This is a genomic window from Schaedlerella sp. (assembly GCF_056796775.1).
Genome location: NZ_JBQIKP010000032.1, coordinates 26,215 through 38,602, shown reverse-complemented (window position 1 = coordinate 38,602; position 12,388 = coordinate 26,215). Strand labels below are relative to the sequence as shown.

The window sequence follows — 12,388 nt, the reverse complement described above, 5'->3', positions numbered from 1 at the left end:
GCTGGAGTATATCATTCGTTCTATAGTGTAGATAAATGAGAATAAAGGTGTTTGACTAACCGTAATGACCAATCACAGATATGTGGTTCGTAATTACGGTTTTATCCATTCTCCCTTCTGTTAAAATATATCTGTTTTATCAGCAGATTTATAATACGGATGCCTTGCGGCAGAGCGCAAGGCACCGTGAACAGTAACCTGATGTTTTCATTATCATCGGATTATTGTTCCTAAATAGTATCATTCATATTCTGCCTCCTGTCAATTAAGGCGCAGCCGCTCAATAATGCTCGCCCTGACCATCCTCCTGTATACAACGACCGGTATGGTCACCGTCAGAATGAAAAGGAACGGATATAAAACCAACATCGGCCACGCCACAAAGTGGTATGTGAAAAACCAGACACTGGCGGATATCCCCCTTACAATCACAAGGGAAAGGAATCCTCCGAAGACTACAGACGCGGCAACTGTCCCTGCCGCATAATAAAGCCCTTCATAAGAAAGCATACTTTTTAACTGTTTCCCCGTCATACCGATACTCTGTAACATGGCAAATTCCTTCCTGCGTGTAAGAATACTTGTCAGTACGGAATTTATAAAATTTGCTATTCCGATAAATCCGATCAAGACACTCAACGCACCGCCAATTGTAACGATTAAGGAAGTCAGACTGTCAAAGGACGCTTTATAGGTTCCTCTGGAATCAAAATCCATATTCGGTTCTGTATTTTCCACGTAACTGCCCAGAAACTCTTCCATCTCCGTTTCCCTGCCGTCTTTCACATTGAATGGGAAACCGACCAGATGAGGGGTATCGCAGAGCTTCCGAAAACGTTCTGTCGGCAGGTAGAATCTCGACGCGCCCGTGTGACGGGTAGTAGCCGTATTCTCATTTGTGCGGACCTTCGCCATAACCGTAAGGTCAAAACTTCTGTCTCTGGAAATATGTGTGCCATCCACATTCAGATGGTTGAAACGTATCTTGTCCCCGACATTCACCTCCGGATTGTCGATCACGTTTCCATTATCGTCACACTCAACATTAAACAGAACATAATCTCCCGACGCAAACGCCTGCCAGTCTATTGTTCCCTCTATGACCTCCATAGAATCCAACAGAAACTCATCCGCCCCGTACAAATCAACATACGGGTTCCCGTCAGTATCCTTATTATAGTTGGCAAACGCCTGACTGGAGGCGGAGAATGCTTCCTCCAGAATCCGCGAAGTGTAAAGCCGGCCGCCGTCTTCAAAACTGTCTTGCCGCCGCGCCGCTTCTATAAATGACTCCGACAGCTCATACTCGCTTCTTTCAAACCGATACTGGAAATAATCTGCAGAAGAAATCAAAAAATCCACATCCATAAATTTTGAAATATATTTGTCAATATCAAATCCTGCCGCTAATGTAAATACGGTATTGAATAGCACCAGGCTCAGCGTCATGGATACCAGAACAAGCACGGTACGTCTGCGGTTCCTGCCCAGGTTCGCCAAAGCCATTCGATGAATTTTCGCCCCTTTTGTTGACTTCTTATCCGTACTCTTCTTCCCAAAAGCTCCAGGGTCATTTTCCGTATACCGGATTGCCTCAATCGGAGACACCATTCCCGCGATTCTGGCAGGCCTGCGTACACTGATGAAAACTGTAATCAGGGCAAATACTGCCGAGCCGATAAAAATATAAGGATTGGCCGTCACCTTGATTCCCGCCTCTGATGTATAGCTGGTTCCATTCATCAGGAAAGGCACCAGCGCACGTCCGATCAAAAATCCAAACAAAAGCCCGATCGGTATACCAATCAGCGAAAGCCGCAGTACCTGGCCGGAAATCAGCCTCTTAATCTGACGTTTTGTAATCCCCAGCGTTTTAAGCTGCCCGTAAGATTGGATATCCTGTATCACAGATATTTGAAAAATATTATATATAATCAGGTACCCCGCCACAATGATGAGAAGAATCCCTGCAATTCCGGAAATAAGCATGGCAGGATTTTCAAGCAGGTTTCCTCCTGTATATGCCGGACTGATCCTCGCAATAATATAATTCGGATCTTCTGCGCTTCCTCCCATTGTGTCGCATGTATATCCTGTTTCAGAAAGGAGCTGCTGCAATTTTGCCTCTGGGTCCCCGTTTCCTTTAAACATGATATAAGCCGCGACAGAACCGGTATAATCACCGCCTACCGTATGGGTATAGCCGTCAAGTTCTGCATGACTGTTCATAAAAGCCTTTGATACAAGCAGCCTCCCTACATTGCTCAGGCTGTCTGTTTCCCAAAAACCGCACAATGTGAAATCGGTCTGGTATTCTTTCCCCTTCATCTCATAGGACAGAGAAACTGTCTCACCAATTCTGGCCGGTATCCCCAGCGCCTCCAGCGTTTTCGTATCTGCCATGATCTCCCGGTCCGCTGTTGGCTTCTGACCTTCTGTCGGTTCATATCGCGCAAAATCAAGCATCGTATCGTCCATATACCAGACTTCTGCCCGCCATTTTTCAAGTCCCGGGTTCTTGAGCTTATAGGAAATACATTTCATATAGGCAATCCTGTCAATGAGAGGGCTCCCTTTCACATCCTCATAGATACTGTCATTAATATAGCTTAATACAGCCTGACCATCGCCACCCGCTTTCCGGATATTCTGATCGTGGATGGTGTCCATCATGCCAAAGCCCAGAGTAAAAATTGCGGCAAAGAGAGTCGTCGTCAGAACAATCGCAACCACGGCAATCATATTTCTGCTCTTGTTCGCCTTAAAATACCGCCCCGATAGCCGTTTTAACACAGCCTGATTATTATTTCCGAATAGAATATCATTCATCCTCTGTCCCCTCCTTACTCCGTGATCCTGCCGTCCTCGATACGGACAATACGGTCAGCCAGCTGGGCAATCTCATTATTATGCGTAATCATCACAAGGGTCTGGTCAAACTTATAGCTTGTGGTTTTCAGAAGCCCTAAGACATCGCTGCTGGTCCGGCTGTCCAGATTTCCGGTCGGTTCATCCGCCAAGATGATTGCGGGTTTTGACACAAGCGCCCTGGCAATCGCCACCCGCTGCTGCTGTCCTCCCGAAAGATTATTCGGCATACTGTTCAGCTTGTCACCAAGCGCAAGCAGCTCCACCACATCCTCCATGAATTTCTGGTCTACAGTGTCGCCGTCCAGTTCTACCGGCAGCACAATATTCTCGTATACATTAAGAATCGGAACCAGGTTATAATTCTGAAAGACAAAACCGATATTGCGCCTGCGGAAAATCGTAAGCTGCTCGTCGTTCATTTGGGATAATTCCTTGCCTTTTACTTTGATACTGCCGGAGGTCGGATTATCCAGACCTCCCATCATATTTAACAGGGTAGACTTCCCGCTTCCGGAGGTTCCGACAATGGCCACAAATTCTCCCTGTCCGATGTTAAGGGTAATCCCGTCCAATGCTTTGGTTATATTGGGCTCTTCGCCATAATATTTTTTTAAATCTGTCGTCTGCAAAATGCTCATAGGTCCACGTCCTTTCTGATAATTAAGAAACTTCTTTCCACGTTTCTGACCATATCATAACAGTCAAACCTCTCAGAAATCTCACCGGGAACAAAGACTTTTCAACAATTTGGCTCCGAAATCTCACAATTCAGTGACATTTCGGCAGTAATGAAGAGAACAGAACGGCTAAGCATTCCTCTCTTTCAAAAGAAAAACAGAAAAGACAGAACCTTTTCCCACTTCCGATGCAACTTTCATGTAACCGCCCTGCATCGTAATAATCTCCCGCGCCAGATACAAACCGATACCAACCCCCGGGGTATCATGCACGTCATTTTCCCTGTAAAAACGTTTGAAAATCGCACCATGCAGATTTTCCGGTATTCCCTTTCCGGTATCTGCAATATTAATTTTCAGATATAATTCCTGACTTTCAACATGGATATCTATCTTTCCTCCCTCCGGCGAATATTTCACAGCATTATCCAGAATATTAAACAATGCCTCTCCTGTCCACTTCCGGTCATGATATGCCTTTAAATTGGCGGGACAATCCACAGAGACTTCCATCTGCTTTTTTTCCGCATGAAACAGGATGCTCCCAAGAGCCGACGCCAGCGTATCATAAACAGGCTGCACGTTCTTCTCCAGAGAGATGATACCTGTCTCTAATCGGGAAGTCTTTATCATTGCCTGCATCAGGAAATCCAGTTTGTCAAGCTCAGTCCCACAGTCCATCAGGAATCTGGCGCGTCTTTCCTCTGACATAGGCTCTTCAAGCATTGTTATATTTACCATCTTAAGATTTGTGATGGGCGTCTTAACTTGATGAGAGATGTCAGAAATCAATTCCTTAAGCTTAGACCTTTCCTTTGCAATGCTGTCGCAGTTTTTCAGCATTATTTCATAAAGCCTTACCAACCTGTGGTTAATCTTATAGAACAGGTTTTCCTCCAGCGCGCTCTCAGGTAGCGCTGTCTCTCCCTCTGCCATCCGGTCTAACTGCTGGCAAAGGGTATCTGAGAATAAAAGAAGCTTTTGGCGGATCAGCGCGATAAACAAAGCCACGCAGACAAGCACAAGAAAAACGTAAAGAAGGCCCAATAGAAGCACTGCGGCCTGCCCTGTCAGCAGATAAAAGCCTGTAAGCACACCGGCAGAAAGTGTACAGAAGATACCCAGGAGCGCCGCGCAGGCTTTATTTACAGAAACGTTTATTGCGTTCATTTCATCCGGCCCCCAATCCACATATATCCCATGCCATAAACAGTTTTAATATATTGAGATCCATCGCGCTCGATCTTGCTGCGGATACGGCTTATGGCAACCGTAAGGGCATGCTCATCTACAAAATTACGCTCGCAGTCCCACAGCTTTTCCAGAAGTATCTGACGGGTCAGGACAGTCTGCGGGTTCTGTATCAGCACCTTCAAAAGGCGGTATTCCATGGAAGTGAAGTTAATCGGTTCTCCTGAGAAGGCGGCCGTCATCTCTGAGAAATGAACAGACAGATTTCCGTCATCATAAGTATCCCCGCCGGTCTGCTTCTGTATCCGCGCAAGCAGAGCGGAAACCTTTTTGCGGAATACACTGATATGAAATGGTTTTGTCACATAATCATCTGCCCCTAACTCATATCCTTTTAACATATCGCTTTCCATATCATTTGCAGTCAGGAAGATTACGGCAGTATCCGGATGCTTTTCTTTCAGCTCCTGGCATAATGCAAACCCGTTTCCATCCGGGAGATTGATATCCAAAACGGCCAGTTCATAGGTCTGTTCTTCACAGCATTGCTCTGCTTCTGCTTTTGTCTTCGCCGAATCTACCTTATAACCGCCCGCAGACAAATTATAGCAAAGCGTACTATTTAAAAGATGGTCATCTTCCACTACTAAAATCCTCATATGTTCACCTTCCCTTACTATATTTTTCTCTTGATTATATCGGATTATATAATATTATCACCCAAATGTCACAGAAATCTCACATGTGCCAGTTTATTTGAAAGGGATTTCTGCAGCGCTGATTTTTCATGACTTTGAGTGTGTTTCATGCTATAATATCTGCAAGGCCTTTAGAGACGCTATCCGTTTTTTCTTGCGGCTTTTGTGTAAAATACGATGTTGAGGAGTAAAAAAACATGTACAAGCCAGTCGATAAGTCACAGCATTCCTTTCTCGATTTTAATCAGCCGATGGGGCTCCATATGAACCCGGATAACCGCTGGATCAAACATGCGGATCTCATCCCATGGCAGGCGCGCCGGAACCGGCAGCCGCTAATTAGCAAAAAAAGAGCTTTGAGTTATTTATAACCGACGCATTGAAAGCAAAACCGACACAATTAACATTTTGGAAAAAGAAGCGTCGTTTACACCTCTGTGGTTTCATAGATGGTATAATCTTGACAGAAGGATCATAAAAATGTAGAAGCAAATATTCGGGGAGAACGTTAGCATATGGATCAGAAAATAAAGACAATATGTCTCGAAGTGGGACTTGCTATTGCCCTTGTCGTAAGCTTGAGTCTTCTGGGGGCGAAGATGGGCTCTGAGCATCAGAAGAAAGAAGCAAAGCTGGAACTGGCGGAAGCCGAGAACAAAGCGGCTGCGGGAAAGCGGGACGGCGGCGTGACTGGAGGGGAGGCCGCCGAAAATGCGGAGGGCGGATCAGGAGCATCCGATCCGGATGCGGCTCCTGCGCCTGAAACGGAGGAAGTGATCGCGGACGGACAGTATCCGATCATGGGAAAAAGTCCGGTGACCGTAGAACAGATGGTTTCCTATTTTAACTCTGCTAATTTCCCCTATCCTGCTGAACAGTTGTCCAGGGGCGGCGCGGATTCTATTGAAACGTTCTGCCAGATGTATTATGAGGAAGCATCGGCGGAAGGGGTGCGGCCGGAGGTTGCCTTTGTCCAGACCATGAAGGAGACCGGATGGCTGCAGTATGCGGGAGATACCTCCATTGAACAGTTTAATTTTGCGGGACTTGGAGCCACAGGAGGCGGAGCGGCTGGCAATTCCTACCCGGATGTGCGTACCGGGATTCGGGCACAGATTCAGCATCTGAAGGCATATGCTACGGCGGACGCGCTGGTGCAGGAGTGCGTGGATGACCGGTATGAATATGTCACGAAAGGATCCGCTCCCTATGTGGAATGGCTGGGCCAGAAGGAAAATCCGGGCGGCTTGGGCTGGGCGACAGACGAAAATTACGGGTATTTTATCGTAGAGATGATTCATAGTATGAATCAGATGAAGTGATAAATATTATATCTGTTACTATCTTGATTTTATTACGCAACGCTTTTCAAAAAAGCAATATGATTATATTCTTAAGATTTTGAAAACTCCTTGACAAATAGACTTTTGCCCGCTATGATATAGTTTAGTTCATTTGGAGTTAACAATTTTGTAAAATTTCAAAGGTATTGAGAAAGAGGAGTACATAATTACTTCCCACAGAGAGGACGGCCCATCGGCTGGAAGGCGGTCCGGGTATCAGGATTATGGAACGTGACTTTTGAACCGGATATCTGAAGCGCAGGAGTGACCCGCTGTCTGCTGTGAACGCCGCCATATGCGGATGATTCGTGGCTGTCAGACTGTCGGTGATTTGCTCAGGATTTTGTGGGTAGGGTATCCCGTGGCGGTTTACGTTACAGAACCATAAGTTATGTTATGGGGCGGCATAAAAAGCGGTGCGACCGTATTTTCTTCTATGCCACATCATAAGTATAGGAATTAAGGTGGTACCGCGGAGAACAATTCGCCCTTTACATTGTAAAGGGCTTTTTTAATACCAAAAATGTGAAAAATCCGTGAAGTACCAGCTTACTGTTCATGAGTAAAAGGAGGAGAAACATGGGTAAGGAACTGGCAAAGACGTATAATCCGAAGGAGATTGAGGAAAAACTGTATGAGAAGTGGTGTGAAAACAAGTATTTCCACGCAGAGGTGGACCGGGACAAAAAACCGTTTACCACGGTCATGCCGCCTCCGAATATCACGGGAAAGCTGCATATGGGACATGCGCTGGACAATACGCTGCAGGACATCCTGATCCGGTATAAGCGGATGGAGGGCTTCAATGCCCTGTGGGTGCCGGGAACCGACCATGCGGCCATCTCTACAGAAGTAAAAGTAACGAACCAGTTAAAATCCGAGGGCATCGACAAAAAGGAATTGGGACGGGAAGGCTTTCTGGAGCGCACCTGGCAGTGGAAAGAGGAATATGCGGGAACCATCGAGAACCAGCTGAAAAAGATGGGCATCTCCTGCGACTGGGACCGGGAGCGGTTCACCATGGACGAGGGCTGTTCCAAGGCTGTCGAGGAAGTATTCATTAACCTATACGAAAAGGGATATATCTACAAGGGATCCAGGATCATCAATTGGTGTCCGGTCTGCAAGACCTCCCTGTCCGATGCCGAGGTGGAGCATGAGGAGCAGGGCGGACATTTCTGGCATATCAAGTACCCTATTGTAGGAACGGAGGATTTTCTGGAGATTGCCACGACCCGTCCGGAGACCATGCTGGGCGATACGGCTATTGCGGTACACCCGGAGGATGAGCGGTACAAGGATATCATCGGCAAGCATGTGATGCTTCCCTTGGTGAACCGGGAAATCCCCATTGTGGCAGACTACTATGTAGACAAGGAATTCGGGACCGGAGCGGTGAAGATCACGCCGGCTCATGACCCCAACGACTTTGAGGTAGGGAAGCGCCATAACCTGGAAGAGATCAACATCATGAATGACGATGCCACCATCAATGAGCGGGGCGGCAGATATGCGGGCATGGAGCGATATGAGGCGAGGAAAGCGATTGTAAAGGATCTGGAAGAGCAGGGCTTCCTGGTGAAGATCGAGCCCCACTCTCATAATGTAGGAACCCATGACCGATGCGGTACGACAGTAGAGCCGCTGATCAAGCAGCAGTGGTTCGTGAAGATGGAAGAGTTGGCGAAGCCTGCCATCGAAGCGCTGCATACAGGAGAATTGAAGTTTGTGCCGGAGAGGTTCAACAAGATCTATCTGCACTGGCTGGAAAATATCAAGGACTGGTGTATTTCACGGCAGATCTGGTGGGGACATCGGATTCCGGCGTACTACTGCGACGAATGCGGAGAATTCGTGGTGGCAAAGGAGATTCCGGAGAAATGTCCGCACTGCGGATGCGCCCATTTTACACAGGATGAAGATACACTGGATACCTGGTTTAGCTCAGCGCTGTGGCCGTTTTCTACCCTTGGCTGGCCGGAAAAGACGGAGGATCTGGATTACTTCTATCCCACGGATGTACTGGTGACAGGCTACGATATCATTTTCTTCTGGGTGATCCGGATGGTATTCTCCGGATTGGAGCATACCGGAAAATCCCCCTTCCACACCGTGCTGATCCACGGACTGGTGCGGGATTCCCAGGGGCGCAAGATGAGTAAGTCCCTGGGAAATGGAATCGATCCGCTGGAGATCATCGACCAGTACGGCGCGGATGCGCTGCGTCTTACTCTGGTAACCGGAAACGCGCCAGGCAACGATATGCGTTTTTCCAATGAAAGGGTGGAGGCAAGCCGGAACTTTGCGAATAAGGTGTGGAACGCATCCCGCTTTATTCTGATGAATATGAAAGAAAATATCGTGGACGAGCCCGGGGAGAGCCTGCTGAAACCGGCTGACAGATGGATCCTGGCAAAGGTCAACCGTCTGACGAAGGACGTGACGGAGAACATGGACAAGTTTGAGCTGGGGATCGCGGTCCAGAAGGTGTATGACTTTATCTGGGACGAATTCTGCGACTGGTATGTGGAGCTGGCAAAATACCGGATCTATCATGCCGAAGAGGATCCCGATTCTGCGAAATGTGTTCTGTGGATCTTAAAGACCGTATTGGGGCAGGCATTGAAGCTCCTGCATCCGTTCATGCCGTTTATTACGGAGGAGATCTACAGTGCGCTGGTGCCGGAGGAGGAATCCCTGATGATCTCTTCATGGCCGGAATATCGGAGGGAGTGGGAATTCCCAACGGATGAGGAAGTGATGAGCCATGTGAAGGAGATCACCCGAGGGATCCGGAACATGCGCGCGGAGATGAATGTGCCGAACAACCGCAGAACCAAGGTATTTATTGTCAGCACAGACCAGAATCTGCTGAGCGGGATTGAGGCAATCCGGGAATCTGTAAAGCCGCTGATGCTGGCAAACGATATCCTCCTTCATTCTGAGAAGAAGGATATTGCGGAAGACGCGGTGTCCATCGTAGTTCCGGGGGCAGCGGTGTATCTGCCGCTGGAAGACCTGGTGGACTTCGAGCAGGAGAAAGAACGCCTTGCGAAAGAAGAAGAAAAGCTGACAAAAGAGATCGCGAGGGCGAAGGGCATGCTGTCCAATGAGAAGTTCCTGAGTAAAGCGCCGGAGAAGAAGGTGCAGGAGGAAAAAGAAAAGCTGGAGAAGTATACCCAGATGCTTGCGCAGGTACAGGAGCGTATGGCGGGGCTGAAGAAGGCATAGAAGGACAGCGCGGCTGATCGGCCCGCGAATCAGGACAAGGGCTGCATATATATGGGAAAAGCGGACCAAAAAGACGGGATACGATAGGGCATTTATGTGAATTTGGGGTCGGATGGCTGTGTAAACGGCCATCTGACCTAAAAGGGAGAGAAGTTAGGATGAAGAAGGTTCAGATCAGGAAGCCGGATTTCAGGGGCTTCTTTCATAAGATAAAAAATTTGAAGATAGAAGACCTTAAAGCACACTGGATCGCAAGACGCAATCGCCGGGCGAGGATCCTGGAGGAACGACGCAACAGCAAATTTTCAAGGCGTATGGCGCCGGTCTATCGTTTTATGAACCGGATCTCCCTGGTATTCCATTATTTACTGGCATGCATATTAAACTTTTTTATAGAAGCGATCTCCAGGCTTTCGCTGTTCCAGGCATGGGATTATATGACGGAGACGCCGAAGGTGTTTTTGTTCAACGCCTTCTTGATTTTCGCCACCTTTTCCATCGTATACCTGGTCAGGCGGCGGGTATTTGCAAGGATCCTTCTCAGTGTATTCTGGCTGTTTTTAGGCGCCTGCAACGGGTATCTGCTGACGAAGCGGGTGACGCCCTTCAATGCCCAGGACTTAAAGGTGCTCTCGGACGCCCTCTCGCTGACCGGCAATTACTTTTCCACATTTGAACTGATCCTGCTGATCGTGGGGATCGGCGCGGTGATCCTGTGGGTTGTCTCCATGTGGAGGCGGGGCGGACAGTTTACCGGAAAAATGCACCGGATCATTGCGCTGTTCGGCGTGGGCTTCTCGGTCATTGCTTATATGGTTCTGACAGACGTGGCCATTGACCGCAGAGTGATCTCGAACTATTTTGGAAATATTGCCTTTGCATATGAAGATTATGGATTCCCTTACTGCTTTACGTCCAGTATTTTTAAGACCGGGATCTCCGAGCCGTCGGGGTACGGGGAGGAAACCATGGATGCCATCAGCAGCGGCGGGAAGATCACGAAAAGCACCACCGGACGGAAGGAAGAAGAACTGCCCAACATCATCTTTGTGCAGTTGGAATCGTATTTTGATCCCACGGAGGTGGAGTGGCTGCAGTTTTCCGAGGATCCGATCCCGAATCTGCGGAAGATGTATGAAGAGTATTCCAGCGGATATTTTAAGGTGCCGTCCGTAGGCGCGGGTACGGCCAATACGGAATTTGAAGTGCTGACCGGTATGAGCATGCGTTTCTTCGGACCGGGGGAATATCCCTATAAGACCTATGCCAAGACGAAGCCTTTGGAAAGCGCGGCTACGGCCCTGACCAGCCTTGGCTACGGAGCTGAGGCGCTGCATAACAACGGAGGAAACTTTTACAGCAGGGCGCAGGTATTCAACCACATGGGATTTGATCATTATACCAGCAAGGAATTTATGAATATCCTGCAGACGACTCCGAAGGGATGGGCTACGGATGATATCCTGATCCCGAATATCATGGATTCCATGGATACGACCAAAGGACAGGATTTTGTATTTGCCATCAGTGTACAGGGGCATGGAGACTATCCCGTAGAGAAAATGATCGAGAATCCCACCATCCAGGTCAGCGGCGTGGAGGACGAGGGCAGGAGAAATGCCTGGGAATATTATGTGAATGAAGTATACGAGATGGATGAATTTGCCGGAGACCTGGTGAAGGCCGTAGAGGAACGGGGAGAACCTTCCGTAATTGTTTTCTACGGAGACCATCTGCCCACAATGGACCTGCAGGCAAAGGATCTGAAAAGCCGGTATCTGTACAATACCAATTATGTGATCTGGGACAATATCGGTCTGAAAAAGAAGGACGGAAACTATGCGGCATACCAGATCATGGCCGAAGTGCTGGACCGTCTGGATATCCATTCGGGGACGGTGTTCAATTACCATCAGGAGCGCCGCCAGACGAAGAACTACCTGGCCGACCTGGAACTGCTGCAGTATGATATCCTGTACGGAAAGCAGTATGTCTATCAGGAGAGCGGAAAGCCGATCACATCCGGTCATATGGCGATGGGGGTTAAGGATACCACGATTACCTCTCTGGTGGAGCAGCTGGACGGCACATACAGCGTGTACGGAGAGAATTTTACCAAGCAGAGCAAGATCTATATCAACGGTGAGAAGCAGAGCAGTACGTTTTTGAATAATACAAGGATTGATCTGAAGGAATCCGTCCTGGGGGAAGAGGATGTTGTTATGGTGGCGCAGGTAGGCTCCAGCAATACCATTTTCCGGACCTCCAAGGAATACAAATACCGGGACGGACGCTTCGTGCCCCTTCCCTGCAATACCAGTACGGTGAAGGCAGGGCGGAACGCGTTTATCGGAAATGACGAGGGAGAGTAGGTATT

8 protein-coding genes are annotated in these 12,388 nt (G+C 48.2%); 4 read left to right on the top strand and 4 right to left on the bottom strand.

Going from position 1 to position 12,388, the window contains the following annotated elements:
* Positions 1-261 precede the first annotated feature (261 nt).
* The 4 genes from ACTOY7_RS14335 to ACTOY7_RS14320 all read right to left on the bottom strand — a co-directional run bounded on the left by ACTOY7_RS14335 (position 262) and on the right by ACTOY7_RS14320 (position 5,398).
* Positions 262-2,829 (bottom strand): ABC transporter permease, encoded by a 2,568-nt coding sequence (locus tag ACTOY7_RS14335; protein WP_482672219.1) that lies wholly within the window; start codon positions 2,827-2,829, stop codon positions 262-264.
* A gap of 14 nt (positions 2,830-2,843) precedes the next feature.
* Positions 2,844-3,509 (bottom strand): ABC transporter ATP-binding protein, encoded by a 666-nt coding sequence (locus tag ACTOY7_RS14330; protein WP_482671273.1) that lies wholly within the window; start codon positions 3,507-3,509, stop codon positions 2,844-2,846.
* A gap of 168 nt (positions 3,510-3,677) precedes the next feature.
* A complete protein-coding gene (locus ACTOY7_RS14325; protein ID WP_482671272.1) occupies positions 3,678-4,718 on the bottom strand; it encodes a sensor histidine kinase in 1,041 nt (346 codons plus the stop codon).
* Positions 4,715-5,398 carry a response regulator transcription factor gene (locus ACTOY7_RS14320; protein WP_394684350.1) on the bottom strand — a complete coding sequence of 228 codons (684 nt, stop codon included), beginning with the start codon at positions 5,396-5,398 and terminating at the stop codon, positions 4,715-4,717. Before ACTOY7_RS14320 ends, ACTOY7_RS14325 begins: the two co-directional genes overlap by 4 nt.
* Positions 5,399-5,634: 236 nt before the next feature.
* On the opposite strand from ACTOY7_RS14320, the gene ACTOY7_RS14315 reads away from it, so the two are divergent.
* The 4 genes from ACTOY7_RS14315 to ACTOY7_RS14300 all read left to right on the top strand — a co-directional run bounded on the left by ACTOY7_RS14315 (position 5,635) and on the right by ACTOY7_RS14300 (position 12,383).
* Positions 5,635-5,808: a hypothetical protein gene (locus ACTOY7_RS14315; protein ID WP_394684349.1), complete on the top strand. Its 174-nt coding sequence runs from the start codon at positions 5,635-5,637 to the stop codon at positions 5,806-5,808.
* Between the two features lie 144 nt (positions 5,809-5,952).
* Positions 5,953-6,759 (top strand): glucosaminidase domain-containing protein, encoded by an 807-nt coding sequence (locus tag ACTOY7_RS14310; protein ID WP_394684348.1) that lies wholly within the window; start codon positions 5,953-5,955, stop codon positions 6,757-6,759.
* A gap of 600 nt (positions 6,760-7,359) precedes the next feature.
* On the top strand, positions 7,360-10,011 hold the full coding sequence (locus ACTOY7_RS14305; RefSeq protein ID WP_160283334.1) for a valine--tRNA ligase: 2,652 nt from the start codon (positions 7,360-7,362) through the stop codon (positions 10,009-10,011).
* Positions 10,012-10,169: 158 nt separating this feature from the next.
* Positions 10,170-12,383 (top strand): LTA synthase family protein, encoded by a 2,214-nt coding sequence (locus tag ACTOY7_RS14300; protein WP_482671271.1) that lies wholly within the window; start codon positions 10,170-10,172, stop codon positions 12,381-12,383.
* The last annotated feature ends 5 nt before the right edge of the window (positions 12,384-12,388 follow it).